This is a genomic window from Enterobacter cloacae complex sp. 370H10 (assembly GCF_050031535.1).
Classification (GTDB): domain Bacteria; phylum Pseudomonadota; class Gammaproteobacteria; order Enterobacterales; family Enterobacteriaceae; genus Enterobacter; species Enterobacter intestinihominis.
Genome location: NZ_JBLGWG010000001.1, coordinates 4,872,316 through 4,893,807, shown reverse-complemented (window position 1 = coordinate 4,893,807; position 21,492 = coordinate 4,872,316). Strand labels below are relative to the sequence as shown.

Genomic DNA, 21,492 nt, shown 5'->3' with positions numbered 1-21,492 from the left:
CTACGTGAAGATCTGCTTAGTAGATGAAACAGGCGCCGGTGACGGCGCCTTATCTGTTCTGGCGGCCCACTGGGGGCTGGAACATGATGAAGAGAACCTGATGGCGCTGGTGATGACGCCGGAACATCTGGAGCTGCGCAAGCGCGATGAGCCAAAGCTTGGCGGGATTTTTGTCGATTTTGTCGGCGGCGCGATGGCGCATCGGCGTAAGTTCGGCGGCGGTCGCGGCGAAGCGGTGGCCAAGGCGGTTGGCATTAAAGGGAGCTATCTTCCGGACGTGGTGGACGCCACGGCGGGGCTGGGGCGCGATGCGTTTGTGCTGGCCTCGGTGGGCTGCCGTGTGCGGATGCTGGAGCGTAATCCGGTTGTCGCCGCGCTGCTCGACGACGGGCTGACGCGAGGCTATGCGGACCCGGAAATCGGCTCGTGGTTACAGGAACGTTTGCAACTTATTCATGCCTCCAGCCTGACGGCGCTGACCGATATCACCCCGCGCCCGCAGGTGGTCTATCTCGACCCCATGTTCCCGCATAAGCAGAAAAGCGCGTTGGTGAAGAAAGAGATGCGGGTGTTTCAGTCGCTGGTGGGGCCAGATTTAGATGCCGATGGCCTGCTGGAGCCGGCTCGTCAACTGGCAACGAAGCGGGTGGTGGTGAAACGTCCTGACTATGCGCCGCCGCTGGCGGACGTTGCGACCACTAACGCGGTGACCACCAAAGGGCATCGCTTTGATATCTACTCAGGTACGCCGGAATAAAAAAAGCCGGGTGGCGGCTTCGCCTTACCCGGCCTACATTCAGTGCCGCTTGTAGGCCCGGTATGCGTTAGCGCCACCGGGCTTTTTTGCACTTACTCGTCTTCTTCGTCACGCAGTGGAACAATCAGCATATCCACGTGTACGGTGTTAATCAGCTGACGTGCGGAAGACATCAGTTTGCTCCAGAAGTCCTGATGGTGACCGCATACCACCAGGTCCATATCGTATTTCTTAATCGCATCAACCAGCACCTGGCCCAGATCGCCGCTACCGCTTAAGGTTTCAGTGATTGGATAGCCCGCGTTGGTAGAAAGCTCGCTCAGCGCGTGGTGAGTCTCTTCGGAGATGCGTTTCTGCATATCGCCGAGATTCACGTCGATCAGACCGGTGTAGAGGTCGGAGTAATTCACATCAACGTGAATCAGCGAAACTTTCGCGTTGTAGGGACGTGCCATGGATACTGCTTTATCAACCAGCACTTTACTCTCCGGGGAGAGGTCTACCGCGATAAGAATGTGTTTGTAAGCCATAGTGTTACTCCTTCCTTAAGTTATCGATGACTAAATGGGAAAGCCGTCGTCTGATGCTTTCATTACGGCCCAGTTAAACATATTTTTCAAGCTTTGGTGTTGATAACGATTAACCTTGTGGCAAAAAAATTAACGGATCTCCTACACTATTTAATGAGCCGTTCGGATATTAAAACGCGAACCGGATCGACTTTTAGTCATTCTTTCACTGAACTGTCTGTCAGGGCATTGGGGTGCGGTAGCTCAGGAGCCTTGCTTCGTGGGTGGACGCCGGGGAGGATGTATGATTAGCACCGTCGCATTGTTTTGGGCGTTATGCGTGGTTTGCATAGTGAATATGGCGCGCTACTTCTCATCGTTACGTGCGCTGTTAGTGGTACTTCGTGGTTGCGATCCGTTGCTTTATCAATATGTGGACGGTGGAGGGTTCTTCACCTCGCACGGACAGCCCAGCAAGCAGATGCGTCTGGTGGGGTATATCTACTACCAGCGCTACCGCGATCACCACGATGAAGAGTTTATCCGTCGCTGCGAGCGCCTGCGTCGTCAGTTCATTTTGACCAGCGCCCTGTGTGGTCTGGTTGTGGTGAGTATGATTGCGCTGATGATATGGCACTGAGCATAAAAAAAGCGGGCCAGTTTCCTGACCCGCTTTTTTGTCGCCTTCAGCCGATTAAATTAGCTTCAGCGAAATCCAGTACAGACCGCCAGACAGCAGGATGGACGCCGGGAGGGTGAACACCCAGGCCATCAGAATGTTGGTCACGGTTTTACGCTGCAAACCGCCGCCGTCAACAATCATGGTACCTGCCACGGACGAAGAGAGTACGTGGGTGGTGGAGACTGGCATACCGGTGTAGCTCGCCAGACCGATAGACACTGCCGCCGTCATCTGCGCGGACATGCCCTGCGCATAGGTCATGCCTTTCTTACCGATCTTCTCACCGATGGTGGTCGCCACACGACGCCAGCCAATCATCGTACCGATACCCAGCGCCAACGCGACCGCCATGATGATCCAGATTGGCGCGTACTCAATGGTGTTGAGCATATCGCCTTTCAGTTTCTTCAGCAGACGCTTATCGTCAGCATTGACCTCTGGCAGCTTCGCGACTTTATCGGTCACGTCGGAGATACAGAGCATGATACGACGCAGCTGACCACGCTGTTCTACAGCCAGTTTGTCGTAGCTTTCGATATCGGCCAGCATGCCTTTCGCACGTTCCAGCGCGTTAATCGCGTTTGCCGGGTGGCAATGGAACTCGCCCGGTGCAGTCAGTGCGCCAGAGTCAGGAGAAGGGATCAACTGGTCTACGCCGGTCGCTTTCTTCAGCAAATCAGGATGCTGCTGGAAGTAAGTCTCAACGTTGTTTACCGCATCACGGGTACGGGTGATCTCATAGCCAGAGGCGTTCATGTTAACCACGAAGCCTGCCGGTGCGACGCCAATCAGAACCAGCATCACCAGACCGATACCTTTCTGACCATCGTTCGCGCCATGAGAGAAGGCGACGCCGATAGCGGAAATGATCAGCGCGATACGCGTCCAGAACGGCGGCTTTTTCTTGCCGTCTTTCTTCTCACGCTCTGCTGGCGTCAGGTGGATACGTGCACGTTTCTTCGTGTTGCTCCAGTAGCGACGCAGGATGAAAATCAATCCACCCGCAACCACCAGACCGACGATAGGGGAGATGATCAGAGAGCCGAAAATACCCAGTACTTTAGGAAGGTTCAGCGCATCAACAACCGATGTACCGGTCATCAGGGCGTTAGTTAAACCGATACCGATAATCGCGCCGATAAGGGTGTGAGAGCTGGATGCCGGCAGGCCGAAATACCAGGTACCGAGGTTCCAGATAATCGCAGCAAGCAGCATTGAGAACACCATGGCCAGGCCATGACCGGAACTCACGTTAAGCAGCAGATCAGTTGGCAGCATATGCACAATGGCATAGGCAACGCTCAGTCCGCCCAGGAGGACACCAAAAAAGTTAAATACCGCCGCCATAACGACCGCAAGCTGCGATCGCATTGCGCGAGTGTAGATAACCGTTGCAACTGCGTTTGCAGTGTCGTGGAAGCCATTGATCGCTTCGTAAAACAGCACAAAAACCAGAGCAAGCAATAATAAAAGCCCGGTATGTAAATCCAGGCCGGCAAACAAATGTAGCATAGGACGTTACGCCATTTTGAGGACATGAACGCGGCGCATTATCCAGGACAAATGCGCAACGGGCAAAGTGAAATATAGACTTTTTTTGACATACCACCTGATTTGAGAAATGTGCCTGAATAGATAATCTTTAAATATCAATGAAATGGCTTTGTAATATCTTTTTACGCTGGTGCGACCACTGAGGAAACTTTACAATCCGCGGCAGTTAACGAAGAGGATTTTGACGTGGAAAGGTTTGATGCCGTAGTAATTGGCGCCGGTGCGGCGGGTATGTTTTGTGCGGCAATGGCCGGACAAGCGGGTCGTCGTGTGCTGCTGCTGGATAACGGAAAAAAGCCTGGCCGCAAGATCCTGATGTCCGGCGGCGGGCGCTGCAATTTCACTAATCTTTATGTCGAGCCTGCGGCCTATTTGAGCCAGAACCGTCATTTTTGTAAATCTGCACTGGCGCGCTACACGCAGTGGGATTTCATCGAACTGGTGGGTAAACACGGCATCGCGTGGCATGAGAAGACGCTGGGACAGCTGTTCTGCGACGACTCCGCCCAGCAAATCGTGGATATGCTGGTGGCCGAGTGCGAGAAAGGCGGCGTAGTCATGCGCCTGCGCACCGAAGTGCTGGACGTCGCCCGTAACGAGCAAGGGTACACGCTGCAACTCAACGGCGAAACCGTCAGCGCCGATAACCTGGTGATCGCCAGCGGCGGCCTCTCGATGCCGGGGCTGGGTGCCTCACCGTTCGGCTACAAAATCGCCGAGCAGTTTGGCCTGAAAGTATTACCCACGCGCGCCGGGCTGGTGCCGTTCACGCTGCATAAGCCGCTGCTGGAACAGCTTCAGACGCTCTCCGGCGTGTCTGTGCCGTCGGTCATTACGGCCGAAGACGGCACGGTGTTCCGCGAAAACCTGCTCTTTACCCATCGCGGTCTCTCGGGGCCAGCGGTATTGCAGATCTCCAGCTACTGGCAGCCGGGGGAGTTTGTCTCCGTAAACCTGGTGCCGGACTGCGATCTGGACGCCTTCCTCAATGAGCAACGCGCCGCGCACCCGAATCAAAGCCTGAAAAATACCCTGGCGATGCAGCTGCCGAAGCGTCTCGTGGAGTGCTTGCAGGTGTTAGGGCAAATTCCGGATGTTGCGCTTAAGCAGCTCAACAGCCGCGAGCAGGACACGCTGGTGGAGACGCTGACGAACTGGCGCGTGCAGCCAAACGGCACCGAAGGCTACCGCACGGCGGAAGTGACGCTGGGCGGCGTGGATACAAACGAACTCTCATCCCGCACGATGGAAGCCCGCAACGTGCCGGGTCTTTATTTCATTGGTGAAGTGATGGACGTGACCGGCTGGCTCGGCGGGTATAACTTCCAATGGGCGTGGGCCAGTGCCTGGGCATGCGCGCAGGCGCTGGCTGAAAAGAACGGTTAATATTTATTATTTTAGCGTGCTGTGTCCTTAACGGGGCCACGCTTTTTATTGTCTGCATGGTGTTTTGTCTTCTTAAAAGGGTTGTCTATGTCTGCTGCTCATCTCGGTTTCCCGACGGAAACCGTTGTTGTCTTTGTGGTGATGGCCGTTGGGGCGATGTTTATCGACCTCTTCATGCACCGTCACGATAAACCGATCTCGCTGAAAAGCGCGGCCATGTGGTCCATCTTCTGGGTCATGATGGCGATGGCGTTTGCTGGCTTCTTATACGTGCACCACGGCGCGGAGATGGCCAGTCTGTTCCTCACCGGCTATGCACTGGAAGAGGTGCTCTCCGTCGACAACCTGTTTGTGATGATGGCGATCTTCGCCTGGTTCGGCGTGCCGGATAAGTATCGTCACCGCGTGCTCTACTGGGGCGTGCTGGGGGCGATTGTGTTCCGCGGTATTTTTGTTGCCATCGGCACCAGCCTGCTGAGCCTGGGGCCATACGTTGAGGTGATTTTTGCGCTGGTCGTCGGCTGGACGGCGGTGATGATGCTGAAACGCAATGAAGAGAGTGATGAAGTCGAGGATTACTCCAACCATCTGGCGTACCGCCTGGTAAAACGCTTCTATCCGGTCTGGCCAAAAATCAGCAGCCACGCGTTTATCCTGACCCAAAAAGAGGTGGACGCCGAGCTGGAGAAGCCTGAAAACAAGGATGTGATGGTAGGTCGCGTGAAGAAGGCGAAGCGCTACGCGACGCCGCTGCTGCTCTGCGTGGCGGTGGTAGAGCTGTCCGACGTGATGTTCGCCTTCGACTCCGTTCCCGCGATCATTGCCGTCAGCCGCGAGCCGCTGATTATCTACAGCGCCATGATGTTCGCAATCCTCGGCCTGCGTACCCTCTACTTCGTGCTGGAAGCGCTGAAGCAGTATCTGGTGCATCTTGAGAAAGCGGTAGTGTTACTGCTGTTCTTCGTGGCGTTCAAGCTGGGGCTGAATGCGACCGATCACTTCTGGCATCACGGTTATAACATCGGTGCCACGGCAAGCCTGTTTGTGGTGCTGGGGGTACTGGCGCTGGGGATTATTGCGAGCGTGATGTTCCCGGGGAAACGTGAGGCCTGATGTATCGCCCGGTGGCGCTTCGCTTACCGGGCCTACGACTGGGATGTAGGCCGGGTAAGGCGCAGCCGCCACCCGGCAAAAGGCTACTTTATTATCGGTGAGTTTCGGCGCTTGCGCGGATGATGGAAATGGCGCCAGTGCGGATCCTGCGCCGCCGCCAGCAGCTCGTGGTCGCCACGCGTGTCGCCCCAGGCGCGCAGGTGATATGCGTTCAGATCGCCATACACCTTTTCCAGCCTCGCCACTTTCTGCGCGCAGCGGCAGTTGTTGCCGGTGATCCGCCCGGTCAGCTTGCCGTCTTTCACTTCCAGTTGCGTGCCAATCAGCTTAATGCCGAGCTTATCGGCCCACGGCTGCAATACCAGCGCCGGGGAGGCGGAGCAAATCGTCACTTCCGCACCGGAATTAACTTCGTTGGCGACAGCCATGACCCCTTCCGGGCGCATCAGCTTGTTCCAGTATTTTTCACAGAAGGCCTCTGCCTGCTGACGTAACCAGTGCTCATCCACCCCCGTCAGGAAGGTTTTGATCAACACCTCTTTCAGCTCATCACGCGTCAGCTTGCGACGCACGCAGTGCAGCGTAGGCAGGGCCATGCGCACCAGGCGACCCGCAAAGTAGCGCTTGCCAAAGGCAAAGCGCAGGAACGGAATAAAACTGTCGTGGTGCGTCAACGTACCATCAAAGTCAAAGACAGAGAGCACGCTGGACTTCGCCACGGCTTCGTCGGCAATCATATTGGTCATAAATACGTCTTAGCTGAAATACACATTCTGTTCACTAGTTTACCTGCTTTACCTTCACAGTCCTTCTATCCGATCTCATTTTTTCTCGAACCTGTGGCCTGACGGGTCAAACTATGTCATCCACCACGCCACCGTCAACGCGCAGCGCCGCGCCGGAAGTCGCGGAGGCCTGCATGGAACAGACATACACCACCATATTCGCCACTTCTTCTACCGTTGCGGCGCGCTGAATAACCGAGCTGGGGCGATTCTCCATCACGAACGCTTTCGCCAGCTGCTCCAGCGATTTGCCGGTTCTCTCCATCTCGTCTTTCATCATTGCGGCAAAACCGTCCGACATTGTCGGGCCCGGCAGCACGCTGTTCACCGTGACGCCGCTGCCTGCCACGAACTTCGCCAGACCGCGCGCCAGCGAAAGCTGGGCGGTTTTTGTCACGCCATAGTGGATCATATCCGCAGGAATATTGCAGGCTGATTCTGACGAGATAAACACTACCCGACCCCAGCCTTTTTGTACCATACCGGGAAGCAGGGCACGGGAGAGGCGCACGCCGGACATCACGTTGGTTTGCCAGTAGCGTTCCCAGGTCTCGTCGTCGGTGGAATAAAAATCCTGCTGGCCATAGATCCCGGCGTTATTCACCAGAATATCGACGTGCGTGGCGACCCTGAGCAGTTCGTCAACGCCCTCCTGCGAGCTCAGGTCGGCGATGGCGGCACGGACCTGTACGCCTGGCACCACCTGCTGGAGCGCCTGAATGCCTTTGTTCACCGAGTCGACGCTGCGCCCGTTGACGATCACTTCCGCACCGCTCTCCGCCAGTCCGCGGGCGATGGCAAACCCAATACCGCCGGTGGACGCGGTCACCAGCGCTACTTTCCCCGTTAAATCGATTTTCATCGTTCACTCCTTGTCGTTTTATGGTTCAAAACTTAAAGCGTAGCAGTTGACGATGACGGCTCCTGTTTAAAAAGGCGCAACAGCGTCTCAACCTGCTCGTCCAGCGGGCTGAGGGAGCGTTTAACGATGAGGTGCAGCGGCGTGGCGCGTCGAACGCCGTGGCTGAGGGGCAGGATTTTGAGGATGCCCTGCTGGAGCGGGGTCTGAATGCGTTCTTCCGGTAACCAGCCATATCCAACCTGATACATCACTGCTTCGATCGCGGCATCGATGGTGGAGAATGTCCACGACTCCCCGGTGGGGCGAACGGTGGGCTGGCTGTCTGCGATCTGAATGCGCGGCCACGGTCGAAGCATCTCGTCGTTAAGCGGTGTATCCAGCGCAAACAGCGGGTGCGCGTGATGCGCGACGGCAACAAAATCGATATTCATCAGCCATTCGCCCAGGCCGGTAATGTCCTGGCGGCGGGTTAAGACCATCACGTCGGCCTCATCATTGAGCGCATCTGCGCGGCTGTTTTCCAGCACCTCGGTAAGCCGCACCTGCGTTTGCGGGTACAGCTGCTGAAACTGGCGCAAAATCGCGAACAGCCGACTGCGCGGAAAAATACTGTCTACCATCAGGTCGATACGGGTTCGCATCCCGCTGCGCAGGGTTGCAGCGCGCGTTTCAACGTAGGCGAAGGCTTTCAGCAGCGGTTTAACCTGATTCAGCAACAACTCACCCGCCGGGGTCAGCACGGCACGGCGTCCCTCTGTCATCAGGAGCGCTACGCCCAGCCGCTCCTGCAAAAGCGACAGGTTATAGCTGACCGAGGACTGGCTGCGATGGGTCTCTTCCGCCGCCTTAGCGAAGCTGCCAGCCTCGATGACTCTTTCCAGCAAGGCCCACTGTTCGAGCGTCGTCTTGTGCATGATTAATCTAAATTTTGGATGAATTTGATTCAAACATAGCGTTATTCATTCATTTTTTGAAGGGGTACGATCGTCTCATCAAAACAAAGGAGACATCTTATGAGCACCTTCGATAAACATGATTTAAGCGGCTTCGTCGGCAAACATCTTGTATATACCTACGACAATGGCTGGAACTACGAAATTTACGTTAAAAACGAGAACACGCTCGACTACCGTATTCACAGTGGTCTGGTGGGCAATCGTTGGGTGAAAGATCAGCAGGCCTACATTGTCCGCGTCGGGGAAAGCATCTATAAAATTTCCTGGACGGAGCCAACTGGTACCGACGTGAGCCTGATTGTGAACCTGGGCGACCGCCTGTTCCACGGCACCATCTTCTTCCCACGCTGGGTCATGAATAATCCGGAAAAAACCGTCTGCTTCCAGAATGATCACATTCCGCTGATGAACAGCTACCGTGATGCCGGGCCAGCGTATCCAACCGAAGTGATTGATGAATTTGCGACGATTACTTTTGTACGCGACTGCGGTGCGAATGACGATAGCGTTATTGCGTGTGCTGCCAGCGAGTTGCCAAAAAACTTTCCTGATAATTTAAAATAAGCTTAGCAACGCGTTAAATGCGCATCGGCCATTTCGGTTTTAACCGGAATGGCCGTTTTTTATGCTGCAGAAATACCGGAGTAAGTCACCGATTCCGCCGTTAAGGTGAAAGGCGTAGGGGTACAGACCGCCAGACTCAGCGAGCCGAAGCGCAGCTGGCTGACCGGGAGCGACTGGGCGGTGCTGTCAATGCTGACAATCTGCCACGCGCTGCCGCCACGCTGTTTGACGATCGCCTCTTTGCGCGTCCAGATGCGCCAGAATGCGGAAAGCTGTTCTTCCGGCGCTTCACGCTCCAGCTCGTCATGCTCGGTGAGGCTGAAAACGGCATTCGCCAGCGCCTGCCAGTTCTCCCGCGGGCGGATCACTTCGATATCGCAGCCAACCTCGCCTTCATCGCTTATCAGCATGGCAATATCGTCCCCGCTGTGGCTCAGGTTAAACCACAGCGGATGGCCGTTAGCGAAGGCCGGTTTTCCCTGCTCGCCGTAGATTATCTCGGGAAGCGGTGAGGGGGATAAAGTTCTGGCGAGCAGCGTCCGGCCTGCAAGCCAGGAAGCGTATCGCGCACCCTGAGGTGCCATGTCTGCGAGCGTTGACGCCAGCGGGTCCGCGCTAAGGGTGGAGATCTTTCCCAGTACAAACTGGTACATAGTTACGCCCAGCGTTTAATGATTATCGAGGTGTTAATGCCGCCAAAGGCAAAGTTATTGCTCTGAATAAATTCGCAATCAATCGGGCGGGTTTCCCCCATAATATAATCTAAAGCGCCGCATTGCTCATCCGGTTGTCTTAAATTGAGCGTCGGCGTGAACCAGCCCTCCCGCATCATATGCAGACTCAGCAAGGCTTCCAGCGCGCCGCAGGCACCCAGGGTATGGCCGAAATAGCTCTTTAAGGATGAGATGGGCACGCTGTCGCCGAAAATAGCGGCGGTCGCCTGACTCTCGGCGATATCCCCGCGATCGGTTGCCGTGCCGTGGGCAGAAATGTAGCCAATGTCCTGAGGGCGAAGGCCCGCCATCGCCAGCGACTGCTCCATACACACCTGCATGGTTTCACGCTGGGGCTGGGTGATGTGCGCCGCATCGCAGTTGGTGGCAAAGCCCACGATCTCGCCATAGATTGTCGCCCCGCGTGCTCTGGCGTGATCCAGCGCTTCCAGCACCAGCGTGCCCGCCCCTTCGCCAATCACCAGGCCATCGCGCTGAACGTCAAACGGCGACGGCGTGGTTTTGGGCGCGTCGTTACGCTGGCTGGTGGCAAACAGGGTATCGAAAACCGCCGCTTCCGACGGGCACAGCTCTTCCGCGCCGCCTGCCACCATCACGGTCTGGTAGCCGTGACGAATCGCTTCCCAGGCGTAGCCAATCGCCTGGCTGCCAGAGGTACAGGCGCTTGAGGTGGGGATCACCCGTCCGCGCAGGCCAAAGAACAGTCCGGTATTCACCGCCGTGGTGTGCGGCATCATTTGCACGTAGGTGGTGCCGGTGATGTTGTGGGTGTGCTTTTCGGTGAGCATGGAGGCAAACTCGCTGACCGGCCCGGTGCTGCCCGTCGACGAGCCGTAGGCGATGCCGGTCTGACCGTTGGTCAGCACCGCGTCGTCGATCAGTCCCGCCTGCTCCAGCGCCAGCTCGGTGGCGCGGGTTGAGAGCAGCGACACGCGGCCCATAGCGCGAATGCGCTTACGGGTATAGTGAGCGGGCAGAGTGAAATCTTCAATCGGCGCGGCGAGCAGGGTTTGCAGGCCGTCATACGCCTGCCACTCCGTCATGGTACGTACCGCATTTTCATACTCGCGCAGACGGCGCGAGATGGTCGGCCAGTCCTCGCCGAATGCGGTGATGCCGCCCATGCCCGTAATCACTACCCGGCGGGTCATAGCATGCCTCCGTTGATCGATATCACCTGTCGCGTCACATAGCCTGCTTTATCCGACATCAGGTAGCTCGCCAGCCCGGCCACTTCCTCGGCCTGGCCCATACGCTGCATCGGGATCATCGACATCGCCGCGTTCAGCGCGGCTTCATCCATCTCGATCATACCGGTATCAATCAGCCCCGGCGCGATGCAGTTGACGGTGATTTTGCGTTTTGCCAGCTCGGTGGCGAGCGCTTTGGTGGCGCCGATGATCCCGGCTTTCGCCGCGCTGTAGTTCACCTGCCCACGGTTGCCCATAATGCCTGACACCGACGACAGGGTGATGATCCGCCCGCCCTTGCGGGTGCCGATCATCGGCATAATGCAGGGATGAATGACGTTATAAAAACTGTCGAGATTGGTGTGGATCACGCTGTCCCAGTCATCGTCGCTGAGCGCCGGAAATGCGCCGTCGCGGGTAATACCGGCGTTACTGACCACGCCATACCACGCGCCGTGCTCAGCGATCGCCTGTTCCAGCACCGTACGGCACTGCTCGCGGTTGCCCACGTCAAAGGTGAGTAAACGGCCCGCGCCGCCTGCCTGGACAATCGCTTCCAGCGTCTCCTGCGCGCCCGCTTCATCACGATGGTAATGCACGCCGACGGTGAAACCGTCCGCCGCAAGCTGAAGGGCGATAGCGCGGCCAATGCCTTTGCTGGCGCCGGTGACCAGTACGGATCTCATGATGGTGTTCCCTGGTTAAAAAGTGTGGTTAATTCTTCCTCGCTCGGCTGGAAGGTGTTTACGCGGCCCGTGGCGAGGGAAATATTATCCGCATGAATGGTGCACTCGAAGCTGCCAAAGCGCTCATCCTGCATCAGACGTTCGATGGTGATGATCAGTGTGCTGCCTGCGGCAAAATGCCCTGCGTCGCACACCAGCTCGCGCGCGCCCAGCACCATACCCAGCGCACAGTGCGGCAGCCCTTTTTGCATCCGGTGCCATTCAGACCAGACGCCCACGGTCTGAGCCATCAGCTCCAGCGCAAACCAGCCGGGCAGGTTGCCGCCTGCGTCCAGAAACGGCGCCAGAACGCCCCGTTCGTTCACCGTCACGTTGCAAATGGCGCGGTCATCGGTGACGCTTTCCACGCTCTCAAGCAGCAGCATCGGCGTGTCGTGAGGAAGATAATCCCCGGGTGGTAAGTAGCGCATCATACTCTCCCCAGCAGAAGGCTGGCGTTGTTGCCGCCAAACGCGAAGGAGTTTGACAGGATCACCGCTTTTTTCAGCGGTGCGCTCTGGTGCAGTAGGCCGAAGGCAGGCAGGGTGTCGTCCGGCGCGTAGCGGGAAAAATCCTGCGGCGGCAGCGGCAGGTCTCGGGTCAGGATCAGCCAGCTCAGGGCGGCCTCGGTGATCCCGGCGGCACCCAGCGTGTGGCCGGTAAGATGTTTCGTGGAGCTGCACGGCACGCGGTCGCCAAAGAGATCGTGGATCACCTGCGCCTCAATGCGATCGTTCAGCGGCGTGGCGGTGCCGTGCAGGTTGATATAACCGACGTCCGCCGCCGTCATGCCCGCCTCGTTCAGCGCCTGGGTGATGGCGCGGATCGCCCCTTCGCCCTGCGGATGTGGGGCGGAAATATGGTACGCATCGCTGGATTCCCCCGCGCCCAGGAGCGCAATCTCGCCCGGCTCGCGGGTCAGTACCATCAATGCTGCCGCTTCGCCAATGGTGATCCCCCGACGGTTGCGGCCAAACGGTTCGCACAGGGTGGGGGAGAAGGATTCCAGGCTGTTGAAGCCGTTGACCGGCATGCGGCTCAGGCTGTCGGCCCCGCCGACGATGGCGACGTCCACCAGACCGGCGTCGATCAGGCGACGGCCGCTGATGATCGCCCGTGCGCTGGAGGAGCAGGCGGTCGAGATGGTATACGCCGGGCCGTCCAGCGCAAGCCAGCTGGCGAGAAAGCGCGACGGATCGCCCAGCTCCTGCTGCGGATATTGCCACTGCGGACTGCGCTCGCCGTTCTGCGCGCGGCGCACGTACTCATCACCCTCGTCCAGTCCGGAGGTGCTGGTGCCCAGCACCACCGCCACGCGGTCGCGCCCCACGCGCGCAATGGCCGCATCGACGGCGGGCCGGATTTGCGCCAGCGCCGCCAGCAGCAGCTGGTTGTTGCGACTTCGATGCGCAGAAAAAGACCCGGGGACAGGGGGAAGATCACCCTCCACCCCGCCCAGCACGGCCTCGGGTAGGCCCTGTAGCCAGCCCGCACGCTGGCGCGTCCCGGGGGCTACGCCAGCGTTCAGGTTTGCCGCTATTTCATCAGCCGAGTTGCCGAGCGCGTTGACCATGCCAACGGCAGAAAGGTAAATCATCTCAGTCACCCAGATATTGAATGGTGATGTGGTAGTGAAAAGCGTGCTGCACAATGCTAATCGGTTCGCGCCTGCCGTTACGGTTCAGGTAGGCAATTTCCGTGACCAGTTTGCCATCGGGGTTGCGCAGTTCGCGTCTGGTGTCAGTATCGTTCAGCGTCCAGCCTTTCGGCAACTGCGGCTGCCAGGCGCTGAGCGGCCAGTGGCTGAGCATCACGTCGGCCAGCACCTGGCTGGCGGGCGGCAGCTGCGGCATCACAACCGACTGCTCGGTGTGGATCCCGGTGTCGTCGTAGGTGGCGAGGAACAGGCGGATCCCGACGGAGGAGAGGCCGGCAAGCGTCACTTTATCGCCATCGGCGTTAAGCATCACCAGCAGCGACTGGGTCTGGCCTTTAAAACTGCCGGTAAGCAACTGCTGCGCGCGGATGGCAGGCGTGATGCCCGGCGGTGGCAGCGTGACGCGGGTGCCGGGCTGGAGCCAGGCCTGAGGGCGCGCGTCATCGCGGTTCGTCGTATGGCTACACCCCGCCAGCAACAGGGCCATCATCACTGCCGCCAGGCGAATGAAACGGGTCATGGTAAGTTCTCTTTGTTAGTCGGCATCGCCAGCGGGGCGAGCAGGAACGCGGTGAAGATACCGCTCACCAGCACAATGCCAAAGCTGCTGATGGCCTGAGTGGTGCTGAACACCAGCATTCCCAGCGTCAGCAGGGTGGTCATCATGGCGAGGGTAATCGCCAGCATGGAGGTCAGCGGCGTGCCGCGCGGGTTGCTGAAAAACAGCGTGTAGTTGATGCCAATGCCGAGGACCAGCACCAGCGCCAGCAGGGAAAACAGGTTCACCGGATGGCCCGTCACGGCCAGCGCCGCCAGCCCGCCGCCCAGCGACAGCACGGACGGCACCAGCGCCACCAGCCCTTTTCGCCAGCCGAGGCGCACCACCGCGCCGCAGGTAATCACCGCCAGCGCCACGCCCAGCAGCCCCGTCAGCAGCGCGCGGTAGAGTGCAAACAGGCTGTCGAAGCTGGCCTTACGGTCAACCCAGACGACTCCGGGATGGCGGGCGGCCAGCTCACCGAGCGCAGCGCTGTTTCTGACGCCATCGACCGGGACCAGCACACCGCTTTTGCCGTTCGGCAGCGTCAGCCACAGCAAACGCCAGCCCTCGCTGGCCGGGCTGGCGAGCCACGCCTCCACGCTGACAGGCATGGCGTTCAGATTCGGGGCGACGGCATTCAGCCCCGTGCTTTGCAGCATTTTCGTCACCGTCGGCGCGGCGTTACGCAGAAGTTGCAGATCGCTGTTCTGCCGCGCCAGCGAGTTCAGCGGCAAGGTGCGCCAGCGGGTTAATTCTCCGGCTTTTTGCGCCTGCGCCAGCGCCGGGGTAAACGCCTCCAGCCGCTCCAGCGTTTCCTGAGCCGACGCGCCATACACCACGAACCACTTCTGATCGACATTTTGCCCGGTCAGGGCGGTGATAGTTTTTTCCTGCGCCAGAATGTCCTGCGGCAGCGCCTGAAGCCGGGCGATATCGTCATCCACCCGCAGGCTGGCGATCCCGATGGCGGAGAGCAGCGCCAGTGCTACCGGCAGCCCGACGGAGAGGGCTTTGCTGTCGCGCCAGGCGTTCAGCCAGCGCTGCATCATCCCTCTCAGGGGGATCGGGCGAACCGGCATGCCACGGCACACCCACGGGTGCCAGAAAATTACCGTCAGGCACGAGGCGCTCAGCCCTGCGGCGGCGAACACCGCCATCTGACGAATGCCGGGGAAGGGGGCCAGCATCATGAAGAGATACGCCACGACGGTAGTCAGCAGCGCCAGCAGCAGCGCGTTACGCACTTTTGCCAGGCTTTGCCAGGGTGAGTGTTCCGCGCCGTGCACCATCCGCTCCGTGAGGTAGTAAATCGTATAGTCCGCCGAGATGCCGATGATGCTCATGCTCATCACCAGCGTCATCAGGTGCAGCTCACCGAACAGCAGGAGCGTCACGACCGTCCCCGCCAGTGCGCCGATGGCAATGGAGAGCAGGCTCAGCAGCAGCGGACGCACGGAGCGAAACACCGACACAATCAGCAGGATCACCCCGAGCACCGTGGCGACGCCGAGCGTGGAAATATCTTTTTTAGCCTGCTGGCTGGCGTAATCGCTGTAGAACACCGTCCCGCGCGAGAGCAGCTGCGCCTGTGGATACTGGCTTTTCAGCGTCTGCTGCAACGCGTTGAGGGTGGTCACCAGCTGGTGGGTTTGCTGCATGTCAAACGAAGAGCCCGCCAGCTCGCCGTGCAGCAGATACCAGTAGTTCCCGGCCGCATCTTTTGTCACCAGCCAGCCGTCCATCAGCTGCATCTTCTGGCTGTTCTTCGCCAGCGCGAGCTGCGCGCCGCGCATCAGCATCAGCGGATCGTTTTGCAGCTCCTTGCCGCTCACGCCGGAAAAGGCGGAGTAGAGCTGGGACAGGATCCACTGAGCCTGCGCTTCACCGCCGTTTTGCAGGCGGGCGCGGGTGGCCGGATCGACCAGGCCATTGCGGTGCTGCCAGAAGAAATCTCCCCAGGCCTGTTGCCCGGCGGCATCCAGCGGACCTTTTACGACACTCAGCGCCTGGCTGCGTTGCAGCAGGGTTAACCACTGCTGCGCCACGCGCGGGTCCGGCTGTTTACCGGGGCTGACCAGCCAGATGAGCTGGCGGTCGAGGCGCTGCATAAATCCGTCGTTGAGGGCGGGAGGGATCGCGCCGAGCGTCTGTTTCGGCAGCATGGCGAGCACGCTGCTGTTCAGCCGCGCGCCGGGCAGCAGCGACAGCAGCACGCCCAGCAGGATCAGGCATACCACGGCCCACAGCAGCGCCGGGCGCAGAGCGTTACGGTGCGGCAAAGCGCTGGCGTTCTGCATCGGTCAGGCGGGCGGGCGTCAGTTGGTGGCGGGAGAGGGCGATATCCGTCGTGTCGCCCTGCTTATCGTTCAGGCGAATGGATTCCAGATAGATCGCACCCTTCAAATCAAGGGTGGAGAAAATCTTGTCCAGCGGCGTGGTAACGGGCGTCAGCACCAGCGACCAGCGGCCTTCGCCCAGGTCTTTGAAATCGATGCGGAAGTTCTCTTCCAGCACCTTGCGGTCGGCCTGGAACAGCGCCCGCAGCAGATGGTTGAACTGGAACATCTGCGGGTTAGTGTCGGCGGTAATGGTCTGCGGCGGCTGACCGTTGACGATTTGCACCATCCGTTTGTCATCCAGCAGCAGCGTCATCGGGAACGGCGCTTTTTGATCCCACAGCAGGCCATTGTCACGGGCGATCAGCATCTCCCCCTGCGAGCGCAGGGGCTGAGGCATGTCCTTGATCGTGCGGGTCTGTTCGAAGTGTGCGCGCACCACCGGTTGCTCCGCAAACCGCTGTTGCAGTTCATCCAGCGTGACCGCGTTCACCAGCGGGCTTACCAGCAGCGCGAGTAGCGTTATCCACTTCATGGCGCGATCCCCATGCGTTCGAACAGAATGGCCGGGCTGACAAAGCACATCTCCCGGCTTGCTTCCTCCACCGCCACCTGAATGGTGTAGCCGGTGGTGGTGCGTTTCCCGGTTTGCGCGTCGAAGATTTGATAGGCGATGCGCAGACGGTTTTCAACCTCTTCAATATGGGCGCGGACGCGAATGCGCTGCTCGAAGGTCACCGCGTCGCGGTATTTCACCCGGGTATCCACCACCGGCCAGACGTAGCCGGACGCTTTCATCTGGCGATAGCCGTAATCAAACTGGTTGAGCAGCGCTTCGCGGGCAATCTCAAAATAGCGGAAATAGTTGCCGTGCCACACCACGCCCATCATATCGACGTCGTGGAACGGAACGGTGATTTTAACTTCAGCCGTAAAGCGGGGATCGGTCAGCACCCTTTACTCCTTCTCGTTGACCTCTGGCAGCTGCCAGAAATCGAAAAAATTAAACCAGTCGAGCGGCGACAAGAGCGCGTAATGCTCCAGCCGCTGCGCATAGCGATCGACGGTCTGCTGTAGCGCCTGCTGGCGTTCGCCGCGCGGCAGCAGCAGCGGGTCGGCAAACGGCTCGCAGTGCAGGGTCAGCTTTCCCTGCTGGCAGAGGGCAAAAATCAGCACCACCGGGCAGCGCAATAGGGACGCCAGGATAAACGGTCCCTGCGGGAACGGCGCGGGCTGGCCCATAAATTCGCTCCATATCACCCGCCAGCTGCCGCCGCGCTGCGGGGTGACGGCGATGCGATCGCCCACGATCGCCACCCATTCGCCGCGATCCAGCTTCTCTTTAATGAGGATGGCGGTCTCCGGGCCAATGTCGGTGACCGGCATCAGGTGAATGCCCGCCTGCGGCGCCATCTCCTCCATCACCTGTTTAAAACGCTGAGCATTGTCGCTAAAGACCAGCGCGTTGATGGTTTTCGCCCCTTCGCGCTGGGCCAGCGCCCGGCAGGCTTCCACATCGCCAAGATGCGACGCGAGCAGCAGTTTGCCCTGAGGATCGTCAAGACCCAGCGCCTCCTGCGCGCCTGGCGCAAAGACCAGATCGCGATGAAGCTTCATTTCGCCGCGCCAGCTGGCCACTTTGTTCAGCATGGCATGACCGAAGCGCAGGAAGTGGGAAAAACTGTTAAGCCGTGCGGGTTGCGGCATTTGCCGCTGTGCCATCACCGTTTTAACCCGCGTCAGCCACTGCTGCGACGCCTGACGCGCAGCGCGGGCGGTCAGCCAGTAGACGGCCGTAACCGGCCACAGCAGGATGGTAAACGCCTTTCGCCCCAGCAACTGCCAGACGCGCAGCATCAGGCGCATGCCCCATAATCCTTTCACCTCCTGCTGCTGCGCCCAGTGCTGCGAGCGGCGACGCATCAGCAGGGAAGGAATGCGCGGCAGCATGCCGAGAAACAGACGGGTATGCATCAACGAGATGCGCACGTTGTCTTTCAGGGCATCGAAATGGGATACCCCGTCCGGCGGATAGGTCACGCGGGTGGGCAGAAAATAGCTGGTGTTGCCCTGCCAGTAGAGGCGCACCATCACTTCAGTATCAAAATCCATCCGCCTGCCAAGCGGCGTGCCCGCCGCCAGGCGCATTACCGGCGCTATCGGGTAAACGCGAAACCCGCACATGCTGTCTTTCAGTTGCAGGGAGAGGGTTTCAATCCAGACCCAGACGTGCGTTATCCAGCGCCCGTACAGGCGCGAACGGGGGATCGAGTCATCATAAACGGGCTGACCGGAAATGAGCGCATCGGGATGGCGTTCGGCCAGCGCCAGCAGTTTGGGGATGTCTTCAATAGCGTGCTGGCCGTCAGCGTCCACCTGAACGGCGTGGGTGAAGCCGCGATCGGCACAGGCTTTCAGCCCCTGCATCACCGCCGCGCCTTTGCCGCTGTTTTCGGCGAGGCGCAGCAGCGTGACCTGCGGACGATCCGCCGCCAGCGCTTCAAGCGTGCGGCGCGTGGTTTCATCGCTGCCGTCGTCCACCACCAGACAGGGCAGATCGAAAGGCGCCAGGCGCGCCAGCACCGAAGCCATCATCGCCCCGTGGTTGTAGCACGGGATCAGGACGCAGGGACGGAAGGTTACTGACATAAGCGAATCTTCCCGCTGCTGGCGGTGTGACGCTCGTTACCCGCATGGCGCTGGTAGCTAAAGGTCAGCATCTGGCGTTCGGGCTGCCAGGCAAGGAGCAGCGTGACCGTGTTCTCCGGTAACAGCGGGGCGGCGAACTTTACGTTCTGAATACTGTGAAAACGGTAGCCCGGCGCCAGCGCGGCGGCGTAATGCATCACCCGGTCGAGCTGGGCTACGCCCGGCAGCAGCGGCTGTACGGCGAAATGTCCCTTAAACCAGAGCAGGTCAGGATCAAGATAAAGGGTTATCTCCAGATACCCGGGGCCAGGCTCGCGGCGTTCGATTTCAGGGATTTTCATGAAACAACTCCTGTAGCTGCGCAGTTACGCGCTTGTTCATGCTGTTGACCGGAATTTCATCAACGATCCGCCAGTAGCGCGGCACGGCAACCGGTTCAAGCCAGGGGCGAAGGGCGCGACGCCAGGCGAGCTCCTGCGCTTTTTTGCTCTGTTCGTGTTGCTGACGCACCGCTTCATTCAGCACCAGCAATACGCCAATACCCTGACGCCCGCCGCGCGTCACCGTCAGCGCGGCGGCTTCGCGGATGCCGTCCAGCGCCAGCAGGCGGCGCTCAATGTCATCGAGCGAAATGCGCTTATCTTCAATTTTGACCACCCGACCGCGGCGCCCGACGAGGCTGAACTGCCCGTCAGCCGTGAAGTGCAGGATATCATCCAGCAGGACCCCCTCCGCCTCGGGGATCAGCGGCGACGTCACGCGATCGCCGTGAAACGTCACGCCGGGGAAAGGCTGCCAGCGGATGCTTTCCTCCTGACGGTAGCGCCAGGCCATAACCCCCGTTTCTGTGCTGCCGTATATTTCATCCGGCCAGACGTTGAGCCAGGCCTGAACCGCGGCGACCTCCTGCCAGGGCAGCGCGCCGCCAGCGGAGAAGAGTAGGTTGACGGGGGGCGGCGTCAGTGACGCGTCCAGCCGCTTGAGAAACGCCGGACTGCTGATGAAAAGATAGCGTTTATCGTCGGGAAGGGCAGAGAGCTGCTCGGCATAGTTGAGCAGGCTGGCGTGCAGCGGCAGGCCGAGCGCCATGGGTAAGACGACACGAAACGTCAGGCCATACAGGTGGTGCAGCACCACGGAAGCGACGACGTGACAGCCTGCCAGACGATCGCCAAAATGTTCCGCCAGCAGACGAGCCTCACGATCCAGGCTGACCACCGGCTTACTCACCCGCTGCGGCGTGCCGGTCGAGCCGGAGGTGTAAAGCTCGATCGTGCGCATCTCATCGATGGCAGGCAGCGGTGAAAAGGGATGGCCTGCCCGCTGAACGGAAGCCACCCGCAGCTGTCGCCCCTGAAAATCGAGCGTGGTGTCGCTCAGGACGCCGCTGAACAGCGCCCGCTGTTCGTTAAGCTGTGCCGCCCGGCTGTGCCCGGGGAGGACCGGCGTTTTACCCGCATGCAGCGTCGCCAGCAGCGCGACAATAAACAGATAGCCGTTTTCGATGCACAGCGCCCAGCGCTCGCCTTCTTCATCACGCAGCGTGTCGACCAGCTGAGTGACGTCGTGGCGCAGATCGCCAAGCGTCCAGAGATGGTTGTCCTGCCAGGCGACAGGGGTGTCGTCAGGGCGGGGGGCACTGAGCCACTGGCTAAGCGGGAGAGGGTTAAGCATCGTTTTTCATCACCCGTTGTCGCACCAGCCACTCGCCGGCCATCAGCGTGCCCATCAGGAGATAGGCTATCATTCCGTTCCACAGCGTCCACAGACGGATATCGGCGTGTAATACGGTAAACAGCGCGATCGCCCCGTTAATAATAAAAAAGCCGCACCAGACTTGGGTAACCCGGCGCGTGTAACGTACCCCGACGGGGGAGAGATCCGGTTCACGCAGGCGCGCCAGCCGTTCAACGACAGGCATTGCCGTCCACAGCGAACCGCCAAACACCGCCAGCATCACCAGATTCACCACCACCGGATAAAACAGCACCCACTGGTGCGCGTGCAGGACGTAGCTCGCCGCGCAAAGCGCTATGCCAGCCAGCGCCACGCTCACGAAAAGATAACGCAGGGGACCGCCCTGCCGACGGGCCTGGCAGACGCGTAACAGCAGCACCAGCGCCATCACGGGCAGTATCCCGTGCAGGCTATTATTCGCCAGCCCGAAGCCGATCAAAAACGGCCATGCCAGCAGCATCAGCCCCGTCAGGGCGGGAAGAACTGGAATCGAACGCACGTTACGCGTCGCGCTGAAGCTGTTCCACAACGTCCACGACGTCCTGCACCGTGCGCACCGCTTTGAAGGTTTCGGGCTTGATTTTATGGCCCGTTTTCTTTTGCAGGTGCACTACCATATCGACGGCATCAATGCTGTCGAGATCCAGATCCTCGTAAAGCCGTGCCTCAGGGGTAATATCCTCCGGGGCGATTTCAAACAGCGTAATAAGAAGCGCAGAGACTTCCTGATAAATCGTTTGTTGTTCTGTCATAGC

General features: G+C 59.4%; 24 protein-coding genes. 5 read left to right on the top strand and 19 right to left on the bottom strand.

From position 1 onward, the window contains the following. The first annotated feature begins 4 nt into the window (after positions 1–4). Positions 5–757, top strand: a complete 753-nt coding sequence (gene rsmJ, locus ACQG2Q_RS24205; RefSeq protein ID WP_169809096.1) for a 16S rRNA (guanine(1516)-N(2))-methyltransferase RsmJ — start codon at positions 5–7, stop codon at positions 755–757. Positions 758–849: 92 nt separating this feature from the next. Here the strand turns inward: rsmJ and uspA are convergent, their stop codons facing one another. Then, positions 850–1,287 carry a universal stress protein UspA gene (gene uspA, locus ACQG2Q_RS24200; protein ID WP_003861223.1) on the bottom strand — a complete coding sequence of 146 codons (438 nt, stop codon included), beginning with the start codon at positions 1,285–1,287 and terminating at the stop codon, positions 850–852. 283 nt (positions 1,288–1,570) lie between these two features. On the opposite strand from uspA, the gene uspB reads away from it, so the two are divergent. Beyond that, the gene (gene uspB, locus ACQG2Q_RS24195; RefSeq protein ID WP_003861224.1) at positions 1,571–1,906 is read left to right on the top strand and encodes a universal stress protein UspB; all 336 of its coding nucleotides are present in this window, start codon (positions 1,571–1,573) and stop codon (positions 1,904–1,906) included. 54 nt (positions 1,907–1,960) lie between these two features. Here uspB and pitA read toward each other — a convergent pair whose 3' ends face one another. Continuing rightward, positions 1,961–3,460: an inorganic phosphate transporter PitA gene (gene pitA, locus ACQG2Q_RS24190; protein ID WP_022649706.1), complete on the bottom strand. Its 1,500-nt coding sequence runs from the start codon at positions 3,458–3,460 to the stop codon at positions 1,961–1,963. 228 nt (positions 3,461–3,688) lie between these two features. Here pitA and ACQG2Q_RS24185 point away from each other — a divergent pair, with 228 nt between their 5' ends. Together ACQG2Q_RS24185 and ACQG2Q_RS24180 are read left to right on the top strand one after the other, a co-directional pair. After that, on the top strand, positions 3,689–4,888 hold the full coding sequence (locus tag ACQG2Q_RS24185; RefSeq protein WP_023307148.1) for an NAD(P)/FAD-dependent oxidoreductase: 1,200 nt from the start codon (positions 3,689–3,691) through the stop codon (positions 4,886–4,888). Positions 4,889–4,975: 87 nt separating this feature from the next. Then, positions 4,976–6,001 carry a TerC/Alx family metal homeostasis membrane protein gene (locus ACQG2Q_RS24180; RefSeq protein WP_023298822.1) on the top strand — a complete coding sequence of 342 codons (1,026 nt, stop codon included), beginning with the start codon at positions 4,976–4,978 and terminating at the stop codon, positions 5,999–6,001. A gap of 83 nt (positions 6,002–6,084) precedes the next feature. Here ACQG2Q_RS24180 and ACQG2Q_RS24175 read toward each other — a convergent pair whose 3' ends face one another. The 3 genes from ACQG2Q_RS24175 to ACQG2Q_RS24165 all read right to left on the bottom strand — a co-directional run bounded on the left by ACQG2Q_RS24175 (position 6,085) and on the right by ACQG2Q_RS24165 (position 8,562). Further along, the gene (locus ACQG2Q_RS24175) at positions 6,085–6,747 is read right to left on the bottom strand and encodes an HAD family hydrolase (RefSeq protein ID WP_063201337.1); all 663 of its coding nucleotides are present in this window, start codon (positions 6,745–6,747) and stop codon (positions 6,085–6,087) included. A gap of 106 nt (positions 6,748–6,853) precedes the next feature. Continuing rightward, complete coding sequence (locus tag ACQG2Q_RS24170; RefSeq protein ID WP_022649696.1) at positions 6,854–7,648, bottom strand: SDR family NAD(P)-dependent oxidoreductase; 795 nt, start codon at positions 7,646–7,648, stop codon at positions 6,854–6,856. Between the two features lie 32 nt (positions 7,649–7,680). After that, the gene (locus ACQG2Q_RS24165) at positions 7,681–8,562 is read right to left on the bottom strand and encodes a LysR family transcriptional regulator (RefSeq protein WP_023298821.1); all 882 of its coding nucleotides are present in this window, start codon (positions 8,560–8,562) and stop codon (positions 7,681–7,683) included. 99 nt (positions 8,563–8,661) lie between these two features. Between ACQG2Q_RS24165 and ACQG2Q_RS24160 the strand changes: the two genes are divergently transcribed. After that, positions 8,662–9,168: a phenolic acid decarboxylase gene (locus ACQG2Q_RS24160; protein WP_022649694.1), complete on the top strand. Its 507-nt coding sequence runs from the start codon at positions 8,662–8,664 to the stop codon at positions 9,166–9,168. Positions 9,169–9,227: 59 nt separating this feature from the next. On the opposite strand, the gene acpT is transcribed toward ACQG2Q_RS24160, so the two are convergent. The 14 genes from acpT to ACQG2Q_RS24090 are packed head-to-tail and all read right to left on the bottom strand — an operon-like array spanning position 9,228 to position 21,489. Beyond that, on the bottom strand, positions 9,228–9,821 hold the full coding sequence (gene acpT, locus ACQG2Q_RS24155; RefSeq protein ID WP_022649693.1) for a 4'-phosphopantetheinyl transferase AcpT: 594 nt from the start codon (positions 9,819–9,821) through the stop codon (positions 9,228–9,230). Between the two features lie 2 nt (positions 9,822–9,823). Beyond that, positions 9,824–11,053 carry a beta-ketoacyl-ACP synthase gene (locus tag ACQG2Q_RS24150; RefSeq protein WP_063850365.1) on the bottom strand — a complete coding sequence of 410 codons (1,230 nt, stop codon included), beginning with the start codon at positions 11,051–11,053 and terminating at the stop codon, positions 9,824–9,826. Next, positions 11,050–11,781 carry a 3-ketoacyl-ACP reductase FabG2 gene (locus ACQG2Q_RS24145; protein ID WP_063850367.1) on the bottom strand — a complete coding sequence of 244 codons (732 nt, stop codon included), beginning with the start codon at positions 11,779–11,781 and terminating at the stop codon, positions 11,050–11,052. The genes ACQG2Q_RS24150 and ACQG2Q_RS24145 overlap by 4 nt, the downstream gene beginning before the upstream one ends. Continuing rightward, positions 11,775–12,248 (bottom strand): dehydratase, encoded by a 474-nt coding sequence (locus ACQG2Q_RS24140; RefSeq protein WP_022649690.1) that lies wholly within the window; start codon positions 12,246–12,248, stop codon positions 11,775–11,777. The genes ACQG2Q_RS24145 and ACQG2Q_RS24140 overlap by 7 nt, the downstream gene beginning before the upstream one ends. Then, a complete protein-coding gene (locus ACQG2Q_RS24135) occupies positions 12,248–13,414 on the bottom strand; it encodes a beta-ketoacyl-[acyl-carrier-protein] synthase family protein (RefSeq protein ID WP_063850369.1) in 1,167 nt (388 codons plus the stop codon). The genes ACQG2Q_RS24140 and ACQG2Q_RS24135 overlap by 1 nt, the downstream gene beginning before the upstream one ends. A gap of 1 nt (position 13,415) precedes the next feature. After that, a complete protein-coding gene (locus ACQG2Q_RS24130; protein WP_023307143.1) occupies positions 13,416–13,994 on the bottom strand; it encodes a DUF3261 domain-containing protein in 579 nt (192 codons plus the stop codon). After that, positions 13,991–16,312: an MMPL family transporter gene (locus tag ACQG2Q_RS24125; RefSeq protein ID WP_063850371.1), complete on the bottom strand. Its 2,322-nt coding sequence runs from the start codon at positions 16,310–16,312 to the stop codon at positions 13,991–13,993. Before ACQG2Q_RS24125 ends, ACQG2Q_RS24130 begins: the two co-directional genes overlap by 4 nt. Beyond that, a complete protein-coding gene (locus ACQG2Q_RS24120) occupies positions 16,281–16,886 on the bottom strand; it encodes an outer membrane lipoprotein carrier protein LolA (protein ID WP_017384113.1) in 606 nt (201 codons plus the stop codon). The genes ACQG2Q_RS24125 and ACQG2Q_RS24120 overlap by 32 nt, the downstream gene beginning before the upstream one ends. Further along, on the bottom strand, positions 16,883–17,305 hold the full coding sequence (locus ACQG2Q_RS24115; RefSeq protein WP_096216871.1) for an acyl-CoA thioesterase: 423 nt from the start codon (positions 17,303–17,305) through the stop codon (positions 16,883–16,885). The genes ACQG2Q_RS24120 and ACQG2Q_RS24115 overlap by 4 nt, the downstream gene beginning before the upstream one ends. A 3-nt stretch (positions 17,306–17,308) precedes the next feature. Beyond that, a complete protein-coding gene (locus ACQG2Q_RS24110) occupies positions 17,309–19,000 on the bottom strand; it encodes a glycosyltransferase family 2 protein (protein ID WP_038416876.1) in 1,692 nt (563 codons plus the stop codon). Continuing rightward, on the bottom strand, positions 18,991–19,341 hold the full coding sequence (locus ACQG2Q_RS24105; protein ID WP_022649683.1) for a (3R)-hydroxymyristoyl-ACP dehydratase: 351 nt from the start codon (positions 19,339–19,341) through the stop codon (positions 18,991–18,993). The genes ACQG2Q_RS24110 and ACQG2Q_RS24105 overlap by 10 nt, the downstream gene beginning before the upstream one ends. Further along, on the bottom strand, positions 19,328–20,674 hold the full coding sequence (locus tag ACQG2Q_RS24100; RefSeq protein ID WP_063850376.1) for an AMP-binding protein: 1,347 nt from the start codon (positions 20,672–20,674) through the stop codon (positions 19,328–19,330). Before ACQG2Q_RS24100 ends, ACQG2Q_RS24105 begins: the two co-directional genes overlap by 14 nt. Continuing rightward, positions 20,667–21,266, bottom strand: a complete 600-nt coding sequence (locus ACQG2Q_RS24095) for a hypothetical protein (RefSeq protein WP_058645921.1) — start codon at positions 21,264–21,266, stop codon at positions 20,667–20,669. Before ACQG2Q_RS24095 ends, ACQG2Q_RS24100 begins: the two co-directional genes overlap by 8 nt. Then, on the bottom strand, positions 21,238–21,489 hold the full coding sequence (locus ACQG2Q_RS24090; RefSeq protein ID WP_003861262.1) for an acyl carrier protein: 252 nt from the start codon (positions 21,487–21,489) through the stop codon (positions 21,238–21,240). The genes ACQG2Q_RS24095 and ACQG2Q_RS24090 overlap by 29 nt, the downstream gene beginning before the upstream one ends. Positions 21,490–21,492 lie beyond the last annotated feature (3 nt).

What these genes read in the sequence shown, in the direction of transcription:
- uspA (WP_003861223.1), bottom strand. Translation starts at nt 1,287, where the DNA reads ATGGCTTACAAACACATTCTTATCGCGGTAGACCTCTCCCCGGAGAGT.
- uspB (WP_003861224.1), top strand. Translation starts at nt 1,571, where the DNA reads ATGATTAGCACCGTCGCATTGTTTTGGGCGTTATGCGTGGTTTGCATA.
- pitA (WP_022649706.1), bottom strand. Translation starts at nt 3,460, where the DNA reads ATGCTACATTTGTTTGCCGGCCTGGATTTACATACCGGGCTTTTATTA.
- ACQG2Q_RS24180 (WP_023298822.1), top strand. Translation starts at nt 4,976, where the DNA reads ATGTCTGCTGCTCATCTCGGTTTCCCGACGGAAACCGTTGTTGTCTTT.
- ACQG2Q_RS24175 (WP_063201337.1), bottom strand. Translation starts at nt 6,747, where the DNA reads ATGACCAATATGATTGCCGACGAAGCCGTGGCGAAGTCCAGCGTGCTC.
- ACQG2Q_RS24170 (WP_022649696.1), bottom strand. Translation starts at nt 7,648, where the DNA reads ATGAAAATCGATTTAACGGGGAAAGTAGCGCTGGTGACCGCGTCCACC.
- ACQG2Q_RS24165 (WP_023298821.1), bottom strand. Translation starts at nt 8,562, where the DNA reads ATGCACAAGACGACGCTCGAACAGTGGGCCTTGCTGGAAAGAGTCATC.
- ACQG2Q_RS24160 (WP_022649694.1), top strand. Translation starts at nt 8,662, where the DNA reads ATGAGCACCTTCGATAAACATGATTTAAGCGGCTTCGTCGGCAAACAT.
- acpT (WP_022649693.1), bottom strand. Translation starts at nt 9,821, where the DNA reads ATGTACCAGTTTGTACTGGGAAAGATCTCCACCCTTAGCGCGGACCCG.
- ACQG2Q_RS24150 (WP_063850365.1), bottom strand. Translation starts at nt 11,053, where the DNA reads ATGACCCGCCGGGTAGTGATTACGGGCATGGGCGGCATCACCGCATTC.
- ACQG2Q_RS24140 (WP_022649690.1), bottom strand. Translation starts at nt 12,248, where the DNA reads ATGCGCTACTTACCACCCGGGGATTATCTTCCTCACGACACGCCGATG.
- ACQG2Q_RS24135 (WP_063850369.1), bottom strand. Translation starts at nt 13,414, where the DNA reads ATGATTTACCTTTCTGCCGTTGGCATGGTCAACGCGCTCGGCAACTCG.
- ACQG2Q_RS24130 (WP_023307143.1), bottom strand. Translation starts at nt 13,994, where the DNA reads ATGACCCGTTTCATTCGCCTGGCGGCAGTGATGATGGCCCTGTTGCTG.
- ACQG2Q_RS24125 (WP_063850371.1), bottom strand. Translation starts at nt 16,312, where the DNA reads ATGCAGAACGCCAGCGCTTTGCCGCACCGTAACGCTCTGCGCCCGGCG.
- ACQG2Q_RS24120 (WP_017384113.1), bottom strand. Translation starts at nt 16,886, where the DNA reads ATGAAGTGGATAACGCTACTCGCGCTGCTGGTAAGCCCGCTGGTGAAC.
- ACQG2Q_RS24110 (WP_038416876.1), bottom strand. Translation starts at nt 19,000, where the DNA reads ATGTCAGTAACCTTCCGTCCCTGCGTCCTGATCCCGTGCTACAACCAC.
- ACQG2Q_RS24105 (WP_022649683.1), bottom strand. Translation starts at nt 19,341, where the DNA reads ATGAAAATCCCTGAAATCGAACGCCGCGAGCCTGGCCCCGGGTATCTG.
- ACQG2Q_RS24100 (WP_063850376.1), bottom strand. Translation starts at nt 20,674, where the DNA reads ATGCTTAACCCTCTCCCGCTTAGCCAGTGGCTCAGTGCCCCCCGCCCT.
- ACQG2Q_RS24090 (WP_003861262.1), bottom strand. Translation starts at nt 21,489, where the DNA reads ATGACAGAACAACAAACGATTTATCAGGAAGTCTCTGCGCTTCTTATT.